We start from the raw sequence: 19,823 nt of genomic DNA, 5'->3' as shown, positions 1-19,823 counted from the left end.
GACTGCTATGTTTCATGTCAACTAAGAGGAGGGTGTCAAAATGATTAAGGCGATCATCAAATACCCATCTGGTACGCTGGACGACCACTGAACGAAAGGCCTGCTTCTCGTCGGCCGTGGGGCTTGCCATAATTGCGGCTTAATCCACATCTGTTTGACTCGCGTTTTTGCTCATGGAGCTCCCATGCACGTACTGGTTTGCGAAGACGATGAGCTGATTGCCAGCGGCATTGTTGCCGGCCTCACGGCCCAGGGCCTGACGGTGGAACACGTGGCCACCGCTTCCGCCGCCCGGGCGATGCTCAAGGTGGCCGAGTTCGACGTCATGGTGCTCGATCTCGGCCTGCCGGACGAAGATGGCCTCAAGTTGTTGCAGCAGTTGCGTCACCATGGCCTCGAAATCCCGGTGCTGATCCTCACTGCGCGGGATTCGGTCACCGACCGGGTCGACGGCCTGCAAGCCGGTGCCGATGACTACTTGCTCAAACCGTTTGACCTGCGCGAACTCGCCGCCCGTCTGCATACGCTGTTGCGACGGGTGGCGGGTCGCAGCGTCAACCTGATTGAACATGGCCGTTTGACCTACGACCCCAGCAGCCGCGAAACCCTGCTCGGCGGTCAGCCGGTGGACCTTTCCCGTCGCGAACAGTCACTGTTGCAGGCCTTGCTGCACAACCGTGGCCGGGTGCTGTCCACCGAGCAATTGAAAGACAGCGTCTACGGTTTCAACGACGAACTGGAAAGCAACGCCCTCAACGTGCATATCCATCACCTGCGGCGCAAACTCGGCAACGGCATCGTCGAGACCGTGCGTGGCTTGGGCTATCGCCTGGGGCCGGCCGATGGCGGAGAGCAATCGAAGTGATGAGTCTGCGTTTGCGCCTGAGCCTGACCCTCGGCGCCGCGTTTGCGCTGATCTGGGCCCTGGCCGCCGCCTGGATGCTCAGTGATCTGCGCAACCAGATGATGTTTTCCCTGGACCAGCGGCTAGTGGCGTCCGCGCGGATGGTGGCCGGGCTGCTGGAGCAACTGCCGGCGTTGCCGAGCAAGGGCGAGGGGACCCATTTCAGCGCTGAACAGCTGAGCATCCCTGGCGGCATGGCCTGTCAGGTCAGCTCGTTGCGCGGCGAAATCCTGGCCCGCAGCCACAGTAGCCCCGAACAAACCCTGGAAGCCGAAAAAATGGGCTTCCACGATCAAATGATCGACGGCGCACCGTGGCGCAGTTTCACCCTGGCGCGCGGTGATGTGCGCATTACCACCGCCGACCGGCAAATCGAGCGCGAAGCGCTGAACATGTCCATCCTGCTGGCGGCCTCGGTACCGGTCGGCGTGGCGCTGCTCGGCTGCCTGTGTCTGTTGTGGCTCGGCATCGGTCAGGGGCTGGCACCGCTCAATCGTATGCGCGATGCGCTGATGCGGCGCAGTGCCGATTCTCTGGAGCCGTTGCAGATCCAGCCGCTGCCCAGCGAACTGCAACCGCTGCTGGAAACTCAGAATCAGTTGTTCTTGCGCATTGGCAAGACCATCGAGCGCGAACGGCGCCTGACCGGTGATGCCGCGCATGAATTGCGCAGCCCGCTGACCGCGATCAAAACCCATCTGCAAGTGGCGCGCATGACTGAAGGCAGCGCCCGGGATCAGTCCCTGGCGCGGGCTGAAGAGGGCGCTGACCGACTTCACCGCACGCTTGAACAATTGCTGCTGCTGGCGCGCGTCGAGGGCAGTCTGTCGTTCGATGATGGCGTGCAATGCAGCGCCGAACAGGTGGCGAAACTGGCGATACAGGATGCGGCCAGCGGTGATCGTCAGCGGATCAAGTTTCAGTTGCCGACCACATTCTCCGATGCGCCGCTGCAAATGCCCGCGGTGCTGTCGATTGCCGCATTGCGCAACTTGCTCGACAACGCCCTGCGCCATACCCCAGGAAATGGGGCCGTGGAGCTGAGCCTGGAGACCACCAACAATCGTGTGCGCTTTTTGGTCCGCGACCACGGCCCGGGGATTGCCGAAGATGACCTGCAACACCTGACCCAACGCTTCTGGCGCAACGGCCAGAGCACCGGTTGCGGCCTCGGCCTGGCGATTGTCCAGGCCATCGTCCAGCGTTGCGGCTGCACCCTGCATTTCGACAGCCGCCCGGATGGCTTGCGGGTCGAATTGACGATGCCTCTGCAACCGGTCTAACCAACAACACAAAACCCTGTGGGAGCGGGCAAGTCCGCTCCCACACTGTTTCTGTGTCGCACACCAAATGTAACGTCTCTCCATTAGCCACCCGGCCCCCACAGCGCTATCGTCCCTGGCAGCTTTGACTCAATGGATTGAGGTAACAGCGCCATGGATGCATCGATACACATCTGCAAGGCAACGGCTGCCGACGCCGGCATCATCAGCCGCATCGTCGAGCGCTCCATTCGCGTCGGCTGCGCGCTGGACCATCGCAACGATCCGCGAACCGTCGCCACCTGGACCCACAATAAAACCATCGAACACGTGCAGCCCTGGCTGGCCGACTCGCGGTTGTACCTGAACATCGCCCTGTTGCAGGACAAACCTATCGGCGTCGCTATGGCGGCGATCAGCGGCAAGGTCGCGTTCTGCTATGTACAGCCGGAATGGTTTCGGCGAGGCGCCGGACAAGCGCTGGTGCATGATCTCGAAACCTGGTTGATCGCTCAGGGTTTGCCTCACGCGCGGCTCAACAGCACCCGTACCGGTGAGGCGTTTTATCACCGTCTGGGTTACCGGGCTTGCGCTGAAACCTTCACCGTGGCGGGACTCCACGCCATTCCCATGCACAAGGCGCTGTCACCACCTTCATAGAAAGCTGATCGAGGGTCTAAATCCTTGAGGTCCTGATGCGTTTCCAAAACAGGAAAACCTGCAAGTGCGCCCCGTGACCGGAACGCGCACCTGCCCGGTGTGCAGTTTTGGTCACTATCAACAGCGTATTGAGGGATCGAGAGATGTCAGTCGCTATCAGCCTTATCGAAGATCAGCCTGCCCGGATCGTTCCGACGCCTGCCGAGACGCTTTATCAGTTCAACGAATCGCCATTGCTGGCTCGTCAAAGCCAGCAGGAGTCGAACGCTCGCAGCTATCCGCGGCGCATTCCCCTGGCACTCAAGCGAGCCAAGGGCATTTATGTCGAGGATGTCGAAGGCCGCAGTTTCATTGATTGCCTGGCCGGTGCGGGGACTCTGGCTTTGGGACACAACCACCCGGTGGTGATCGAAGCGATCCAGCAAGTGCTGACCGATGAACTGCCGCTGCATACACTCGACCTCACCACGCCGGTCAAGGATCAGTTTGTTCAGGACCTGTTCGGTCTGTTGCCGCCGGCATTGGCCGCTGAAGCGAAGATTCAGTTCTGCGGCCCCACCGGCACCGATGCGGTAGAAGCCGCGCTGAAACTGGTGCGCACCGCCACCGGACGCAGCACGGTTTTGTCGTTCCAGGGCGGTTATCACGGCATGAGCCAGGGCGCGCTGAGCCTGATGGGCAGTCTGGGGCCGAAGAAACCGTTGGGTGCGTTGCTCAGCAGTGGCGTGCAGTTCATGCCGTATCCCTATGATTACCGTTGCCCGTTCGGGCTCGGCGGCGCGCAGGGGGTGCAGGTCAACCTCAATTACCTGGAAAACCTGCTGAATGATCCAGAGGCCGGCGTGCAATTGCCTGCTGCGGTGATCGTCGAAGCGGTACAGGGCGAGGGCGGGGTGATTCCGGCCGATCTCGACTGGCTGCGCGGCTTGCGACGCATCACCGAGAAGGCCGGCGTAGCGCTGATCGTCGATGAAATCCAGAGCGGTTTCGCCCGTACCGGCAAGATGTTCGCCTTCGAGCACGCCGGGATCATTCCGGACGTGGTGGTGATGTCCAAAGCCATCGGCGGCAGCCTGCCGCTGGCGGTGGTGGTCTATCGCGACTGGCTCGACACCTGGCTGCCGGGCGCCCATGCCGGGACCTTCCGCGGTAATCAGATGGCGATGGCCGCAGGCTCTGCGGTGATGCGCTACCTGACAGAGCACAAGGTTTGCGAGCACGCCGCCGCCATGGGCGAACGCTTGAGTGAACACCTGCACATCCTGCAACGGGACTTCCCGCAACTGGGCGATATCCGCGGGCGGGGCTTGATGCTGGGCGTTGAGCTGGTCGACCCGACCGGCGCGCCGGACGCTCAAGGGCATCCACCGATATTCGCTCGGCTGGCGCCGTTGGTGCAGCGCGAATGCCTCAAACGCGGATTGATCCTCGAGCTGGGCGGGCGTCACGGCGGTGTCGTGCGTTTCCTGCCACCGTTGGTGATCACAGCCGCGGAAATCGATCGGGTGGCCGACATTTTCGGCAGGGCCATGGCCGCAGCCACTGCCAGCCTCTAAATTTTTTGGTGCCTTGAACGTTCCTTCTACATAACGGCTGCGCACGGCGTGCAGCCCACCCTACAGCGATGGAGAGACAGCATGACGTCAGTATTCGACCGCGAGGACATCCTCTTTCAGGTCGTGGTCAACCACGAAGAGCAATACTCGATCTGGCCCGACTACAAAGCCGTGCCACAAGGCTGGCGCACCGTGGGCAAGAGTGGCCTGAAAAAGGAATGCCTGGCCTACATCGAAGAGGTCTGGACCGACATGCGTCCACTGAGCCTGCGCCAGAAAATGGAAGAACAGGCGGCTGTGGCTCACTGAGTCACCGCGCAAAAAGAAGCCCGCTGATCTTATCGGTTCAGCGGGCTTTTTCTTGGTCTGGATTCCGTGTTGCCTGTCAGGCCACCTTCGCGAGCAAGCCCGCTCCCACAGTGGACTTGTGTCGATCACAGAATCTACGATCACTACCGATCAAATGTGGGAGCGGGCTTGCTCGCGAAGAACGATTACACGGTGCAACTGACGTTACGCGCCGTCCAACCCTTTAATCACCAAACCCACATTCCCTTCCAATTCGGCCACCGGATCCGCCGCATCGACACTCAACACCACCAACCGACTACCCGTCTCGGCAATCAACGCTTTCACCGCGTCCGGCGGCTGGCGATGATGCAATACCACCGCCACGTCATTGTCTTTGAGCGTCGCACCCAGTTGTTTGAGCGCCTCCGGCGTCCACTCGGCATCCGGCCGTGCATCCAGGCCGATCAGCTCCAGGTTAAGGCCGCCGATCAGGTAGCCGAAATGATCGCTCAGGCTCATCACACTCAAGTTGTCGGCATTGGCCAAGCGTGATTCGCTGTCAGCGCTGAGCTTGAGCAGGCGCTGTTTGAGTGCTGCCAGGTTGGCGTCTATCTTCGGTTTGGCCGCTGGCGCCAGGCGCACCAGGTCTGCCGCCATCACATCCGCCATCCGGCCCATGTTGTTGCTGGACAACCAAGGCTGACTGTTCAAACCGTCGATCTTGCTGCCTGGCTGTACGGCGATGCCGGGCAGGGCGCCGTCCACCGGGCGGGCGGCGTCGATTTCAATGATGCGGATATTGCTGCGACGGGCGTTCGGGTACAGCGGATCATCCGGCCATAGCGAACGCAGGCCGATGACCGCATCGGCGTCGATCGCCAGCTTATTGAGCGCTTGAGCGCCACGGCCGGTGAAATAAGCGGTCTGCCGACTGCCGGGCAGGTTGGCCGGCGCGGCGCGCTCAAGGCTGACATCGGTGCCCTCCAGCAGCAGGGCACCCAGACCGTAGGTCACAGGCAACGCCGCCAGCACCAGCATTTTGTGCGTTGAAGTCGAGGCGAAGAGCGCGGTGTTACCGACACCGTGATTGGCCACCAGACGCATCGGTTCGAAGGTATCGGTGGCGGATGCGTTGAACGAGGCTGGCCCACACAAGGTCAGCGCCAGGGTCAATTGACGCAGAGAAAAAGACATTTATCCGAGGTTCCCTTTCAGACTTGGAACGATGCCACGAGCAATCGCGGCCAGGGCGAAGGCGATACCGGCCACCAGAATGATCGCGGCACCGGACGGGATAGGCAGGTCAAAGACAATCGGCGCGAGAATTCCGCACAGCGTGCTCACCGTGGCGATCAGCACCGAACACCAGAAAAAACCCTTGAGCGACTGACTGAGCAATCGCGCGGCCGCCGCTGGAATCACCAACAGTGCGCCGACCAGAATCGCCCCGATGACTTTTACCGCCGCCACCGTGATCAGGGTCACCAGAATCACGAACAGGTAATCCAGAGTCTTCACCGCCACACCACGTACCGCCGCCAGCTGCGGATTGAAACTGGCGAGCATGATGCGGTTGTACAGCGGCAGGGCCAGCGCCATCACCAGCGAACCAACAATGGCCAACACCAGCAAGTCATTGCCGTTGACTGTCAGCACTGAACCGAACAGCACGTTTTCCAGGATGTGCACGTTGATTTTGCCTGCCAGAATCAATAACAGGCTGGCGCCCAACGCCAACGACACAGAAAGGAACACACCGATCAAAGTATCCGGCGCCAGCCCCGTACGGTTGCGTAAATAGTTGAGCAAAATGCCGAACAGCAGGCAGTAACCAAACAGGCTGCCATAAGGCCCGGTGTAGGGTTCACCCAGCAGAATGCCGATGGCCACACCGGTCAGCGCCGCATGGCCCACGGCTTCGGAGAAAAACGCGAAACGCTTGACCACCACCAGCGTACCCAAGCCGCCCAACACCGGGCCGATCAACAGCCCCGCGAGCAGCGCGTTGACCACAAATCCATAGGCCAGCGCTTCCGGCAGGTAACCCGACGAGGCCCAACCCTGGACCATCAAACGAAAGGCTTCGTAACTCATCAGGCGGCGCTCCGGGGATGGGTCGAGAACAAGGTCAGCAGTCGCTCCGGGGTCAGTGCCTGTTTCGGCGTGGCATCGAACAGCACCCGGCGATTGAGCCCGGTGACCCGGTCCGCCAGTCGCCCGACCGCCTCCAGATCATGCTCGATCCACAGCACGGTGATGCCGCTTTGGCGCCAGTCGCCCAGTAGTCGTTCGAACACTTGAATACCGGCCTCATCAAGGGCCGACATCGGTTCGTCGAGCACCAGCAACTGCGGCGCCGGAATCAAACCTTGGGCCAACAAAACGCGCTGGCGCTCACCGCCGGACAATGCGCCCATGCGCCGCTTGCGCTTGTCCTGCATGCCGACCCGTTCCAGTGCTTCGCCGATGGCCGCCGCGTAGTGTTTACTCAACCCGAGAAACGCCGGGCGCCGCTGGCACATCGCGGCCATGAAGTCATCGACAGTCATCGGTAAACCGCGATCGAACTCCAGCGCCTGAGGCACATAGCCGATGGTCCCCGGTTCACCGGGCCATTGCAGGCTCAAGCGGCCCTGATGCGGCATCTGCCCGAGCAAAGTCTTGATCAATGAACTCTTGCCACCACCGTTGGGGCCGACCAGTGCATGCACGCTGCCGGGCCGAACCTCAAAGGTCACCTTGTCGAGGATCGTCGTGCGCCCCAGCGTGAGGCTGACCTCTGCGAAATCCAGGGTCGGCCCCGAAACCTGTGGGAGCGGCGGTGCGGCGATCCGACTTGCTCGCGAAAGCGCTGGATCAGTCAACATTGATGTCGACTGATACTCCCTCTTCGCGAGCAAGCCCGCTCCCACAGGGGATTGAGTGATGGTTTCTTTAGCGGTCATGCGCCGGACTCCTGAATCGCGCGGACGACGGTATTGAGGTTGCCGGTCATTTCTTTTTCGTACTTGTCGGCGGTGTATTCGCCATAGGAAATGTGCGACAGCGGATACAGTTTCACCCCGGATTCACGCTGAATGGTCTCGACGTAAGTGGACGGGAAATCCATCTCCGAGAAGATCACTTTCACGTCCAGCTCCCGCAGCTGATCGATGGTCTTTTTCAGCTGGCTGGGGCTCGGTTCGATACCGTGGGCCGGCTCGACCACAGCAGTCACTTCCAGGCCAAACTCGCGCAGCAAATAATCGTAGGCGGCATGCACCGTGGCCACGCGCAACTCGGCGTTCGGCGCCTGGGTCAGTTTTGCCAGGGCGTCGGCGCGCATCTGCCGCAGGCGTTTTCCATAGGCGCGGGCGTTCTGGGTATAGGTTTTGGCGTTGGCCGGGTCGAGCTTGCCCAGTTCCCGGGCGATGTTGTTGATCTGGGCAATGGAAGCGCTGATCGACAGGAATGTGTGCGGGTTGACCACCTTGCCGGCGCCCCGTGCAGCGACACCGGTGGCGGCCAGCAGGGGCACGTTTTCGTTGGCTTCGATCACTTTGATGTTCGGCGTTTCGCTGGCGGCGATCATGCGGTCGGCGAAGTCGTCATGGCCCACGCCGTTAAGTACGACCACGTCCAGCCCGCTGATGCGTTTGATGTCTTCGGCCCGCGGCTCGTAGGCATGCGGATTGAAACCGGCCGGGATCAGCGGCACCACTTCGGCTTTGTCACCGACGATGTTGGCCACGTAACTGTAATAAGGGTGCAGGGTGATGCCGATGCGCAGGCGTTTGGCTTCGTCGGCACTGGCCAGAGGTGTCAGCAAACAGGCAAACAGACCGACCAGTAGCAGGCGCAAAAAGGAATGACGTTGAGATGAACTAGGCATGGGAAAGCGGTCTTCTCTCGGGTGAAGGCGAGGGTTCAATGCCGATGCTGGCGGGTGACGCCGGCATCGAATTGCGCGACGATCTGCTGCCAGCCGGCGCCGTTGAGCGCAGCGTCGGTGAGATCGTTCGGGGCGTTGAGGGTGCTGGCGCGGTTGAGCCAGATGTCCGGCGCAGTGTCGTCTTCAGCGGTCAAGCGCATCAGAAACGAACCGGCAACGGTTGGGGTCTGGCTTTGGCCGAAATACGCCTTCGCGCCCAGCAACTGCCAGGCATGGCTGCCGCGGCTGACAGAACTGGCGTCCTGGGCAAACGGCGCAAAGCCTTCATCGGCGAGGGTGGCGGGTGTGGGCAGCGCCTGCTGTTCCTGACGCAACAGATGAATTTCATCCAGCGTGACCCGCAGGTCGGCGTAAATACCTTGCTCGGAGGCGCTCAGGTCACGACGGGCATCCAACTGATGGCTGCCCACGCTGCTCACCTCCTGAGCCTCGCCACGCCAGGCGACTACCGAGCCGGCAACCGCCAGGATCATCAGGCACAGCAGCAACACATAGAGGGTTTCATGGCCGGCGCCGGCCGGGCGGACGATGTGTGTGGTTGGTGTAGTCATGGGGCTTGGATGTCCGCTTGGTCGATCTCGACGACGTGGCCGGGACCGGCGTCGAACAGCACGTAGAACTCGGCGCCGGGCTTCTTGAACGTCAGGGTCGAATCGGCGCCGAGTTTGCCCGGCACCAGAATGGTTTCGTCGTAGCCGATCACGTCCAGGGTCACGCCCGGCGCGCCGCTGCCGTCGGAGAAACCGCCGGTGCACTGGATCTGTTCGGCATCGATGGCCTTGCATTCGCACATCGGGTTGTGAGCCAGGGCGCTGGTGCTGAAGGCGGCGCAGAACATTAATAGAACGGGGCGAAAAGCGTTGATCATGGTTTGCCTCCTTGTTTGTTCAGCCAGGCGAGGGTGGCCGGGGATGCCTGGCTCAGGGGGATGGACGCTTGATGCATGGCGCCGTCCCAACCTTCCATGGTGATCCACAGCTCGGCGTCGGTTTTGGTCTTTTCGGGCACCGGCAGCATCGCGCCCATGCGGTACGGCGTGCCGAAGAAAATCACCCCGGCCGCGCGCAGGCTGCGGGGTTTGCCGATGCGCAGGTAAGTCGCCTTGACCTCATCGCGACAGCGCTCGCACAGTGCTGCGTTGAAGCCTTTCATGTAGCCGGCGGGGCCAGTCAACAGGGGCGCCTCGTTGCGCAGTTCGGCCAGTTGCAGGCTCCAGGGACCGACCTGGATTTCGCCGATTTCCCGTTCCCCCAGTCCGCTGTCGCCGCGAAACAGCGAGGCGTCGGCAAAGTATTTGGGCATGAAGCCCAAAGGGATCAGCAGCAAGAAAATGTTGATGTGGAAGCGCCATTTGCGCCAGAGCTGGCTCGCCCGGGAAGGCTGCGGTGCAGTGATCGTCTTGCTCACAGGTTGCCCTCCGGAGTCTGTTGGTTCATGACCGTTTGCGGTCTCGGCACCGGGAGCGGAGCCTTGTTGCTGCGCTTGAACGCATTGGCGGTGGCCAGGGCGGTGCGTTTGGTCCAGATCAGCAAGCCGCTGAGCACCATCATGCTCAGCAGCAAACCGAAGAAGAACCAGATCAGCTTGATCCAGATCCCGCCAAAGTCACCGGTGTGCAACGGACGCATCGACTCGGTCACGAATTCCAGGCTGGAGCGATCGGACAGCAGTCGTGTGCTGGCAATATCGCCGTTGTACGGGTTGACCTCGGCCGTCTGGAACATCAGCGGATACCAGCTTCGACCACCGACCGACAGGTGGCTATAGGCGTTGCCTGGCAGGCTGACGAAACTCGCTTCCAGTCCGGGGATCTGTTCCTGAGCGACCTTGATCGCCTGTTCCAGGCTGATCATCGGGGCCGGTTTGCCGGTGCTGGTCAACGGCACGCTTTCGCGCGAGACGACCGACACCACCGGTTCCGTGGTAATCGAAATCTGGTTGTCGAACAGAATCGCCTTGATCAGGAACCAGACACCGGTGATCGAGATCACCGCAATGAACCAGATCGACCAGATGCCGCTGAGCCGGTGAAAGTCGCCCCAGAAAATCCGCGCGCCATGGCGAATGCGCAGGGTCGGTCGGAAGAAGCCTTTCCAGAACCGTTTGTAGACCACCAACCCGGTCACCAGCGACGCCAGCATCGGCAACCCGAGGAACGACACCAGATACCAGCCCCAGCTGTAGCCGTTGGTGAACGGCACCAGCCACCAGCCATGCAGTGCGCGGGTGAATGCCTTGAAGTTGAATTGTGGAGCGGTGCCCTGAATCACCCCGCTGTAGGGGTTCACATAGACCGTCACCGAGCGGCCGTCCGGGTAACTGACGTCCACGTCCAGGGCGAAATGCGACTCGTCGGGGCGACTGATGCTCTCGACCAGCGTTTGGGGTTCGGCCTTTTTGATAGCGGCGATGATCTGGTCATAGCTGAGCAGCGGCGCGTCGTCTGAAGGCGCGCTGGCGCGCATTTGCGGGTTGGCCAGCCAGACGATTTCCTGACTGACCACCGCCAGCGTGCCGGTCACACAGACGATCAATACAAAAAACCAGATGGGCAGCGCCAGCCAGCTATGGACCAGAAACCAGAGTTTTGAGCGGGATTTCTTCGACATGATTAAAGGTCTTGTTTCGATGAGAGGACGACTGCTGCGGGCTTCCCAGCGGTGCGGTCCATGAAAAGTCCGGCCGTGGCTTTTGCCTACGCGACCGACTGCATCTAAATAAGACGTATGAGCATCGAAAATCCCGAAAGGGGATATGAAAGTAAATGTTTCGTGTTTCTACTGCCCTGTGCGGGCTTGCTCGCGGAAGGCGTCTGACGGTCAACATTGATGTTGAATGTGGTGGCCCCATCGCGGACAAGTCCGCTCCCACAGTGGCTTTGTGTACACCGTCCAATGTGGGAGCGGGCTTGCCCGCGATAAGGTCTGATCAGGCACCGAAGATCTCAACCCTGCTTAAACATCTCCTTCGCCCGCTGTTCGATCTGCTCCTGAGTCAAATCCTCCTTGTGCGTGGCCAAAAACCATAGATGCCCGTAGGGATCCTTCAAAGTCCCCGAACGGTCGCCATAAAACTGATCCTTGACCTCCGACACCACCGTGGCACCGGCATCGATGGCCTGTTTAAAGGACTTGTCCACATCGTTCACATACAGATGCAGCCCCACGGACGGCGACTTGTCCGGGTTGCTCAATGGGCCCTGGTCGCAGGGTGTGCCAAGCATGATCGGGCAGTCACCAATACGCAGCTCAGCGTGCCCGATCCCGCCATCGGGCATGGCCAGGCGCATGACTTCGGTGGCGCCAAAGGCCTTCTTGTAGAAGTCGATGGCTTCGGCAGCTTTCTGAATGCCTAAATAAGGGGTGATGCTGTGATAACCCTCTGGAATAGGTTTTACGCTCATGACGGTTCTCCTTTTGTTGTGGGGTTAAGGTGTTCCTTCGCCGATTTCCGGTCGAATAACTATAGGTCAGCCCTTTTCCCGCAACCGAGTGCCCGACGAGCAGTTGCCAAAGACTGCGATCTTTTGATCCGATACCCACTATCGAGAGCGTTGATTTCTACCCTTCGAGCGGCACGGGTAGCCTGTGTTCATTGCCCCAAACACAGATCTGCGGACGCCCGAAATGAAATCTCTGCTCGCCACTTTCTTGCTGCTCGCCATCTCCATTCTCGCCGGATGTGCCAGCCATGTTTCACCGGAATTGCGGCCCTATACCGCTGAAGAAACCCGGGAACTGGCGCTGGAGGCGCTGAATCGTCGTGGCTTGTCCTTCGACGAGTACCACGCGAAGAAAGCCGAATTGCTCGGCCAGCCGGCAAAATCGTTCAGTTTCGACAAACAAGGCGAGATGAACGCCGAACGCGCAGTACAGCTGCACGGTCGCCAAAGCTGAGTGACAACTGTACGGCTCGAACTTTCACGCAACTGTCCATGGGTTTCCCTCAAGGCGTGCGATAGGGTCAATACCTGACTGACCCTGATGGACTGCCACCCATGACACTCTCGCTCGACCTGCTGCTGGGCTTTGCCCTGTTCGCCCTTGTCACCTCGATCACCCCTGGTCCGAACAACACCATGTTGCTGGCCTCGGGCGTGAATTTCGGCTTTCAGCGCACCATTCCCCACATGCTGGGCATCACTTGTGGCTTCTTCGTCCTGGTGGTCGCCGTCGGTTTCGGCCTGGGCACGGTGTTTCAAACCTATCCAATGCTTTACACCGTGTTGCGCTATGTCGGCGCGGCGTATTTGCTGTACCTGGCGTGGAAGATTGCTCATTCCGGGCCGGTAGCCGAGGGTGAACAGGGCGAGGGCACGCCGATCAGTTATTTGGGTGCGGCAGCGTTTCAATGGGTCAACCCCAAGGCCTGGATCATGGCCATCGGTGCCATCAGCACCTACACGCCGATGCAGGGCTATTTCACCAATGTGATTGTGATTGCCGCGGTCTTCGCCTTGATCAACCTGCCAAGCGTCGGGGTGTGGGCCGGTTGCGGCACGCTGTTGCGCAATGTGCTGCGCGATCGCCGCTGGTTGCGGCTGTTCAACTGGGGTATGGCCTTATTGTTGGTGGCTTCGATGTATCCGTTATTGCTCGAAAGTTTTAGCTGACGCATTGCTTCATCCGGTGGCCCGATGCCTGTTAAGCTCGACTTCAGGAGCGTTCCTACGCACTTTTAAATGAAGTTGTTCTTCTTTAATGGCCTCCGATCAGGTATTGCTGTCGTTCTGAAAATTCGGCGTCGCTCATGAGGCGGCGCTTTGACATTTCCAGTGACGAGCTTCCTGATCCCGGAACACGCTCTGCGAGTCTTTTATGAATAAACGTCCGTTGTATTTCGACTACGCCGCCACCACGCCGGTGGATGAGCGGGTCATCAAGGTCATGATCGAGTGTCTGGGATTCACCGGTAACTTCGGCAATCCAGCGTCCAGTTCCCACGCCTTCGGCCAACAGGCCCGGCAATCGGTCGAGCAAGCACGGCGCCAGGTCGCCGAGTTGGTGGGCGCCCAGGCGGAACAGATTGTCTGGACTTCCGGCGCCACCGAATCCAACAACCTTGCCCTCAAGGGCGTGGCCCAGGCTCGCGGTGTATCCGGCGGTCACATCATCACCAGCCAGATCGAACACAAAGCGATTCTCGACACTGCAAAACAGTTGCAGGACGCAGGCATTGCGGTGACGTATCTGGTGCCCGATGCCGAAGGCCTGATTACTCCACAAGCGGTCAGTGAAGCGATGCGTGAGGACACCTTTCTGGTGTCATTGATGCTGGTCAATAACGAACTGGGCACCATCAACGACATCCCGGCCATCGGCCAGATGGTGCGTGATCGCGATGCGTTATTCCACGTTGATGCGGCTCAGGGCGCGGGCAAAGTGGCGATCGATCTGGCCCGGTGGCCGGTGGATTTGATGTCGTTCTCGGCGCACAAGGTCTACGGTCCCAAAGGCATCGGCGCGCTGTATGTCGGTCCTCGTGTTCAGCAGCGTCTGCAGGCGCAGATCCACGGCGGCGGTCACGAGGGCGGGTTGCGTTCCGGCACGCTGGCGACGCACCAGATTGCCGCAATGGGGGCAGCCTTCGCGTTGGCGGCCACCTCGTTCGATGAAGAAAAAGCCACCATCACACGTCTGCGTGAACGCTTGCTCGAGCCGCTGCTGAGCATTCCCGGGGTGCGCCTCAATGGCAGCCCGACCCAGCGCATTCCCCATACCCTGAGCCTGACTTTCAACGAAGGCGAGTTCAGTTCCGCGGCTTTGAGCACCTCGATCGCGTTTTCCGCGACCTCGGCCTGTAATTCCGCCAGCAATGCACCGTCCCATGTATTGCTGGCCCTGGGGCATGACGCACGCTCAGCCAGTCGCACCATTCGCTTGAGCCTGGGGCGTTTCACCACCGAGCAGGATGTCGACCAGGCGGTACACCTGATTAAAGCAACTTGCGCCAGTGCTCCGGCATTCTGGGCGACAGGTCCTTAAGCGCCGACTCCGATCGGCACCGAATAATAATGATGAGTGGTTAGCAGGAGACACGATGAGTACACAGCCTTTGACCAATGGATTGGTACCCCAGCGCTTGGCGCAAACCCGCGAGCTGATGAGCCGGGAGGGCATTCATGCTCTGCTGGTGCCGTCGGCCGACCCGCACCTGTCGGAATACCTGCCGGGCTATTGGCAGGGACGGCAGTGGCTGTCAGGTTTTCATGGCTCAGTGGGCACGCTGATCGTCACGCCGGATTTTGCCGGTGTCTGGGCCGATAGCCGCTATTGGGAACAAGCGAGCAAGGAACTCAAGGGCAGCGGCATCGAACTGGTCAAGCTGCAACCGGGTCAACCCGGCCCGCTCGATTGGCTGGCCGAGCAAACCCCTGAAGGCGGTGTCGTCGCAGTCGATGGCGCGGTGATGGCCGTGGCCTCCGCGCGTACTTTGAGCAGCAAACTTGAAGAACGCGGCGCACGTCTGCGCACCGACATCGATCTGCTGAGTGAAGTCTGGAGTGATCGTCCAAGTCTGCCGAATGAGCCGATCTATCAACACTTGCCGCCTCAGGCGACGGTCAGCCGTGGCGAAAAACTCGCCAAACTGCGTGAGGTGCTGAAAGAGCGCGGTGCCGACTGGCACTTCATCGCCACCCTCGATGACATCGCCTGGCTGTTCAACCTGCGCGGCGGCGATGTGTCGTTCAATCCGGTGTTCGTGTCCTTCGCCCTGATCAGCCAGCAGCAGGCCACCTTGTTCGTCGCCCTGAGCAAAGTGAGCGCCGAGCTACGCGCCATTCTTGAACAGGACGGCGTGACCCTGCGCGATTACAGCGAAGTCACCGCCGCCTTGCGCGCCGTGCCGAGCGGCGAGAGCCTGCAAGTCGATCCAGCGCGGGTCACGGCCGGTCTGCTGGATAACCTGAACAGCGGCGTGAAACTGCTCGAAGGTCTGAACCCGACCACTCTGGCCAAGTCGCAGAAAAGCCTGGCCGATGCTGAGCACATTCGTCGGGCAATGGAGCAGGACGGCGCGGCGCTGTGTGAATTCTTCGCCTGGCTGGAAGCGGCTTGGGGGCGTGAGCGCATCACCGAACTGACCATCGACGAACACCTGACCGCGGCGCGTACCCTACGTCCGGATTATGTGTCGCTGAGCTTCAACACCATTGCCGCGTTTAACGCCAACGGTGCGATGCCGCACTACCACGCCACTGAAGAAGAACACGCGGTGATCGAGGGTGACGGCTTGTTGCTGATCGACTCCGGCGGCCAATACCTGGGCGGAACCACCGACATCACCCGAATGGTGCCGGTGGGTACGCCGACTGACGAGCAGAAGCGCGATTGCACCCGCGTACTCAAAGGCGTGATTGCGCTCTCCCGTGCACAGTTCCCACGAGGCATTCTGTCGCCGTTGCTGGACGCTATTGCCCGTGCACCGATCTGGGCCGAAAGCGTCGACTACGGCCACGGCACCGGTCACGGCGTCGGCTATTTCCTCAATGTTCACGAAGGCCCGCAAGTCATCGCCTATCAGGCCGCGGCGGCACCGCAAACCGCGATGCAGCCGGGGATGATCACGTCCATCGAACCGGGCACTTACCGTCCGGGTCGCTGGGGTGTGCGGATCGAGAATCTGGTATTGAATCGCGAAGCAGGCAAGAGCGAATTCGGTGAGTTCCTGAAATTCGAAACCCTGACCCTGTGCCCGATCGACACTCGTTGCCTGGAACCGTCGCTGCTGACTGAAGACGAAAAGCAGTGGTTCAACGGTTATCACGCCGAGGTGCGTGAACGCTTGAGCCCGTTGCTCAACGGTGCGGCCCTCGAATGGTTGAACACCCGAACCGCGGCTATTTGAGCGGTTTGAGTCCAGGCGCTGTGTCCAGCGCCTGGCTCAGGTCATAGGCCGGCGCTGGTTATTGCGCACGCAGGGCTTCAAGGACGAAGTCCAGCCGATCCTGGCCGAAGAACAACTGATCACCGACAAACATGCTCGGTGCACCGAATACACCACGTTGCACCGCTTCCTCGGTGTTTTCCTTGAGGGCGGCTTTGACGGTTTCATCGGCGGTCAGTGCCAGCACCTCGTTCGGATCGAAACCGTTTTGCGTCAGCACGGCGGCAACAGTCGCTGGATCATCGAGGCTGCGTCCCTCAACCCAAAGGGCGTGAAACAGGCAATCGATAAACGCCTGAAAGCGTTCGGGATGGCGTAGTTTCATACCTGTGACAGCGCGCATCAGCATCAGGGTATTGATCGGGAAGTTCGGGTTGAACTTCAGCGGTACGCCATAGCGTTTGGCATAGCGATCCAGGTCCTGAAACATGTAGCGACCCTTGGCCAGTACGGTGATGGGGGAAGCATTGCCAGTAGCTTTGAAGACGCCACCCAGCAGCATCGGTCTGTAGATCAGCTGACTATCGGTCTGTTTGCAGATCTTGGGCAGCTGGGTATAAGCCAGGTAAGTGGCGGGGCTGCCAAGGTCGAAAAAGAACTCCACGGTTTTGCTCATGGTCGATGTGCTCTTCTTATTGTTGGAAGGGGAGGGCTACCAGCGTTCGTTCCAGGGGCGCAGATCCAGCTCGAAGGTCCAGGCGTCCCGTGGCTGGCTGTGCAGGTACCAATAGTTGTCGGCGATATGCTCGGGATTGAGGATGCCGTCCTGATCCTTGGTCGCGTATTTTTCCGGGAAGTTGTCGCGGATAAAGTCGGTATCGATGGCGCCATCCACTACGACGTGGGCGACATGGATGTTCATCGGCCCCAGTTCGCGGGCCATGCTTTGCGCCAAGGCGCGAATCCCGTGCTTGGCCCCGGCGAAGGCGGCGAAACCCGCGGCGCCGCGCAAGCCAGCAGTGGCGCCGGTGAACAGGATCGTGCCCCGTTGGCGGGTGACCATGCGCTTGGCCACTTCACGGGCGTTGAGAAACCCTGAGAAACAGGCCATTTCCCAAATCTTGAAATACTTGCGGGCGGTTTCTTCGAGGATGCTGCACGGCACATTGGCGCCGATATTGAAGACAAACGCTTCGATGGGACCGAGCTCGGTTTCGATCTGCTCGATGAGCGCTATCACGTCTTCTTCATTACGCGCATCGCAGGCAAAACCGTGGGCCTCACCGCCACTGGCGGTGATGGAGTCTACCAATGGCTGGAGTTTGTCTGCGCTGCGACGTGTGACGCAGGCGATATACCCTTCACGGGCAAAACGTTTGGCGATGGCGCCGCCGGTGGCATCGCCTGCGCCGACGACCAATACGGTTTTCTTGTTATTGATTGCGGTGGTCATGGATATCGCCCTTTGCTGAACGGTCATTGACTGACGAACGTTAGCAGCATCGGGGCGAAGCGCCTATCGGGCTACGCAAGCCCGATAGGAAGCGAGGGTTACTTGCAGATGACGATCATGCTGCGGCTGGTGTAGCCGGCAGGGTTGAGGCCGAACGGATAGTCACCGGGCTCTTCCACCGTATCCCCTGACTTGGCGATGACCTTGTAACCCTTGGGCGCGCACGAGTTGGCGGCGCTGGTGTAGCATTTGTCCCACGAGGACGAGAGCCCCGAACAATTGATATGCAGTCCTTTCTTGCCGTGTTTCGTCTGGGGTTTCGAGGTCGCTGCGCAGCCCGCAATTGCAAGTACGGCGATCAGTATCAAAATTCGTTTCATTGCTGTCCTTAATAGCGGCCCCGGATCTGTGCCTGGGTCTGCCTGCATTCGCTTTTGCTTGAAGCGTTCTGATATCCCTATCTGAAAAAATCCATGTCTGACACTGAGTTACGTAGCCTAAACATGGCCTAATTGAGCGGTAAATACCAGACCTGCGTCAATCTTGTTTCAATCTGCTGCGACCACAGGCTTGGCGTTACTTCCCATGGTCATGGTCGCGCCGACGGAAGCCAGAATGATGCACAGGATAGCCAGCCACTGTGACAGGGAAAGGTATTCCTGGAGAAACAACAGGCCGGACAGCGCACCGATCGCAGGTTCGATGCTCATCAATGTACCGAAGGTCCGGGCTGGTATCCGTGTGAGGGCGACCATCTCCAGGGTGTAGGGCAGGGCGGTGGACAAAATGGCGACCCCGATGGCCACGGGAATCAACGAGGGTGTCAGTAGCGCAGCGCCAGCGTGGACAATACCAATGGGAGCTACGAACAGGGCGGCAATCATCACGCCCAACGCAGCGGTCTGCACCCCATTATCAGCACCAGCCTTCTGGCCGAACAGAATGTACAGCGCCCAGCAGACACCAGCACCGAGGGCATAACCTGCTCCGACCAGATCGATGCCCGTGCTCGTGGCGCCTGTCGGAATCAATAGCAGTAAACCCAGGGCTGCCAGAGCGATCCACAGAAAGTCGATCGCTCGACGTGAGGCGTAAATAGCGACTGCCAATGGGCCGGTGAACTCCAGGGCTACGGCGATACCCAGGGGGACAGTGCGCAAGGACATATAGAAGAGGAAGTTCATGCCGCCCAACGCCATCCCGTAGACGATAACGGTGCGCAGGGATTTCGCAGTGAGCTTCGCTCGCCATGGGCGCAATATCAGCAGCATGATCACACTGGCAAAGATCAGTCGCAGGGTGGTCGTTCCTTGAGCACCGATAACCGGGAACATGCTTTTGGCCAGGGAGGCTCCGGACTGGATTGATGCCATGGCTATCAAGAGCAGGCCAACCGAGAACAGGGTCGAGGCAAGACTGCGGGGGTGGTCATTCATTGCGTGGCATCGTCCGAAGTAGCAAGCGAGAGTATTATTGTATGTGTTGGGCAATATACTGCGCATTCGTTACGGGCGCGTCTATATATAAGCAGGGATTTTGGACATCCTGATAGAAAAACCAAATCAGGGGTTGACGGCAGATTCTGGACGTCTATAATTCGCCCCACTTCCGGCGCAGTCGAAACGGAAAACTCCTTGGTAAACAAAGAGTTACGCAGTTTTCGGCAGCGGTTACGCTTCAGTTCATCGAAGCCAGAAGGAGTTGGTAAGGCAGTGTGTTTTCGCCTTATTGACGGTTCGATCCTCTCGGTCGAAAGCGGAGAAAAAGAGGTGTTGACAGCAGCGAGTAACGCTGTAGAATTCGCCTCCCGCTAACGAGAGATCGGAAGCGCAAGTGGTTGAAGTTGTTAAAGATTTCCAAGCGAAACTTTGAAAACTTCTAAAAATAACCGCTTGACAGCAACAGAGGCTGCTGTAGAATGCGCGCCTCGGTTGAGACG

The 19,823-nt window shown here is 59.8% G+C and carries 22 protein-coding genes; 9 read left to right on the top strand and 13 right to left on the bottom strand.

Annotated elements, in window-relative coordinates:
• Positions 1–184: 184 nt before the first annotated feature.
• The 5 genes from AC1RQB_RS05430 (at position 185) to AC1RQB_RS05410 (ending at position 4,691) form a co-directional block, all read left to right on the top strand.
• Positions 185–865, top strand: coding sequence for a response regulator (locus AC1RQB_RS05430; RefSeq protein ID WP_063341057.1), 681 nt, complete (start codon positions 185–187; stop codon positions 863–865).
• The gene (locus AC1RQB_RS05425) at positions 862–2,187 is read left to right on the top strand and encodes an ATP-binding protein (protein WP_063341056.1); all 1,326 of its coding nucleotides are present in this window, start codon (positions 862–864) and stop codon (positions 2,185–2,187) included. The genes AC1RQB_RS05430 and AC1RQB_RS05425 overlap by 4 nt, the downstream gene beginning before the upstream one ends.
• 153 nt (positions 2,188–2,340) lie before the next feature.
• Complete coding sequence (locus AC1RQB_RS05420) at positions 2,341–2,826, top strand: GNAT family N-acetyltransferase (RefSeq protein ID WP_063341055.1); 486 nt, start codon at positions 2,341–2,343, stop codon at positions 2,824–2,826.
• 143 nt (positions 2,827–2,969) lie between these two features.
• Positions 2,970–4,382: an aspartate aminotransferase family protein gene (locus tag AC1RQB_RS05415; protein WP_063341054.1), complete on the top strand. Its 1,413-nt coding sequence runs from the start codon at positions 2,970–2,972 to the stop codon at positions 4,380–4,382.
• An 81-nt stretch (positions 4,383–4,463) separates the two neighbouring features.
• Positions 4,464–4,691 (top strand): MbtH family protein, encoded by a 228-nt coding sequence (locus tag AC1RQB_RS05410; RefSeq protein WP_007934245.1) that lies wholly within the window; start codon positions 4,464–4,466, stop codon positions 4,689–4,691.
• A 204-nt stretch (positions 4,692–4,895) separates the two neighbouring features.
• Here AC1RQB_RS05410 and AC1RQB_RS05405 read toward each other — a convergent pair whose 3' ends face one another.
• From AC1RQB_RS05405 to AC1RQB_RS05365, 9 genes are all read right to left on the bottom strand, one after another.
• The gene (locus tag AC1RQB_RS05405; RefSeq protein WP_081235218.1) at positions 4,896–5,867 is read right to left on the bottom strand and encodes a metal ABC transporter substrate-binding protein; all 972 of its coding nucleotides are present in this window, start codon (positions 5,865–5,867) and stop codon (positions 4,896–4,898) included.
• On the bottom strand, positions 5,868–6,767 hold the full coding sequence (locus tag AC1RQB_RS05400) for a metal ABC transporter permease (RefSeq protein WP_007906536.1): 900 nt from the start codon (positions 6,765–6,767) through the stop codon (positions 5,868–5,870). It abuts the gene before it with no gap.
• Positions 6,767–7,540 (bottom strand): metal ABC transporter ATP-binding protein, encoded by a 774-nt coding sequence (locus AC1RQB_RS05395; protein WP_404943050.1) that lies wholly within the window; start codon positions 7,538–7,540, stop codon positions 6,767–6,769. Before AC1RQB_RS05395 ends, AC1RQB_RS05400 begins: the two co-directional genes overlap by 1 nt.
• Before the next feature lie 74 nt (positions 7,541–7,614).
• Positions 7,615–8,544: a metal ABC transporter substrate-binding protein gene (locus AC1RQB_RS05390; RefSeq protein WP_063341053.1), complete on the bottom strand. Its 930-nt coding sequence runs from the start codon at positions 8,542–8,544 to the stop codon at positions 7,615–7,617.
• A gap of 35 nt (positions 8,545–8,579) precedes the next feature.
• Positions 8,580–9,155 (bottom strand): DUF6162 family protein, encoded by a 576-nt coding sequence (locus AC1RQB_RS05385; protein ID WP_008075577.1) that lies wholly within the window; start codon positions 9,153–9,155, stop codon positions 8,580–8,582.
• The gene (locus AC1RQB_RS05380) at positions 9,152–9,472 is read right to left on the bottom strand and encodes a hypothetical protein (RefSeq protein WP_063341052.1); all 321 of its coding nucleotides are present in this window, start codon (positions 9,470–9,472) and stop codon (positions 9,152–9,154) included. The genes AC1RQB_RS05385 and AC1RQB_RS05380 overlap by 4 nt, the downstream gene beginning before the upstream one ends.
• The gene (locus tag AC1RQB_RS05375) at positions 9,469–10,011 is read right to left on the bottom strand and encodes a PA2404 family protein (protein WP_063341051.1); all 543 of its coding nucleotides are present in this window, start codon (positions 10,009–10,011) and stop codon (positions 9,469–9,471) included. The genes AC1RQB_RS05380 and AC1RQB_RS05375 overlap by 4 nt, the downstream gene beginning before the upstream one ends.
• Positions 10,008–11,213 (bottom strand): PepSY-associated TM helix domain-containing protein, encoded by a 1,206-nt coding sequence (locus AC1RQB_RS05370; protein ID WP_063341050.1) that lies wholly within the window; start codon positions 11,211–11,213, stop codon positions 10,008–10,010. Before AC1RQB_RS05370 ends, AC1RQB_RS05375 begins: the two co-directional genes overlap by 4 nt.
• A gap of 335 nt (positions 11,214–11,548) precedes the next feature.
• Positions 11,549–12,007 carry a VOC family protein gene (locus AC1RQB_RS05365; protein WP_063341049.1) on the bottom strand — a complete coding sequence of 153 codons (459 nt, stop codon included), beginning with the start codon at positions 12,005–12,007 and terminating at the stop codon, positions 11,549–11,551.
• Between the two features lie 223 nt (positions 12,008–12,230).
• On the opposite strand from AC1RQB_RS05365, the gene AC1RQB_RS05360 reads away from it, so the two are divergent.
• The 4 genes from AC1RQB_RS05360 (at position 12,231) to AC1RQB_RS05345 (ending at position 16,452) form a co-directional block, all read left to right on the top strand.
• Positions 12,231–12,500: a hypothetical protein gene (locus AC1RQB_RS05360; protein WP_063341048.1), complete on the top strand. Its 270-nt coding sequence runs from the start codon at positions 12,231–12,233 to the stop codon at positions 12,498–12,500.
• Positions 12,501–12,601: 101 nt separating this feature from the next.
• Positions 12,602–13,216: a LysE family translocator gene (locus tag AC1RQB_RS05355; protein WP_063341047.1), complete on the top strand. Its 615-nt coding sequence runs from the start codon at positions 12,602–12,604 to the stop codon at positions 13,214–13,216.
• A gap of 205 nt (positions 13,217–13,421) precedes the next feature.
• Positions 13,422–14,588: a cysteine desulfurase family protein gene (locus tag AC1RQB_RS05350; RefSeq protein ID WP_063341046.1), complete on the top strand. Its 1,167-nt coding sequence runs from the start codon at positions 13,422–13,424 to the stop codon at positions 14,586–14,588.
• A gap of 55 nt (positions 14,589–14,643) precedes the next feature.
• Positions 14,644–16,452, top strand: coding sequence for an aminopeptidase P family protein (locus tag AC1RQB_RS05345; protein WP_063341045.1), 1,809 nt, complete (start codon positions 14,644–14,646; stop codon positions 16,450–16,452).
• A 58-nt stretch (positions 16,453–16,510) separates the two neighbouring features.
• Here the strand turns inward: AC1RQB_RS05345 and AC1RQB_RS05340 are convergent, their stop codons facing one another.
• From AC1RQB_RS05340 to rhtA, 4 genes are all read right to left on the bottom strand, one after another.
• Positions 16,511–17,107: a 2-hydroxychromene-2-carboxylate isomerase gene (locus tag AC1RQB_RS05340; protein WP_063341044.1), complete on the bottom strand. Its 597-nt coding sequence runs from the start codon at positions 17,105–17,107 to the stop codon at positions 16,511–16,513.
• A gap of 36 nt (positions 17,108–17,143) precedes the next feature.
• Complete coding sequence (locus AC1RQB_RS05335; RefSeq protein WP_063341043.1) at positions 17,144–17,884, bottom strand: SDR family oxidoreductase; 741 nt, start codon at positions 17,882–17,884, stop codon at positions 17,144–17,146.
• 98 nt (positions 17,885–17,982) lie between these two features.
• Positions 17,983–18,264 carry a hypothetical protein gene (locus AC1RQB_RS05330; RefSeq protein WP_063341042.1) on the bottom strand — a complete coding sequence of 94 codons (282 nt, stop codon included), beginning with the start codon at positions 18,262–18,264 and terminating at the stop codon, positions 17,983–17,985.
• 168 nt (positions 18,265–18,432) lie between these two features.
• Complete coding sequence (rhtA, locus tag AC1RQB_RS05325; RefSeq protein WP_008075554.1) at positions 18,433–19,320, bottom strand: threonine/homoserine exporter RhtA; 888 nt, start codon at positions 19,318–19,320, stop codon at positions 18,433–18,435.
• Positions 19,321–19,823: the final 503 nt, after the last annotated feature.

The sequence above is a fragment of the Pseudomonas sp. GW822-FHT02E03 genome (genome assembly GCF_058802325.1).
The sequence above is the reverse complement of the archived record's forward strand: the minus strand, read 5'-3'. Positions and strand labels throughout refer to the sequence as shown.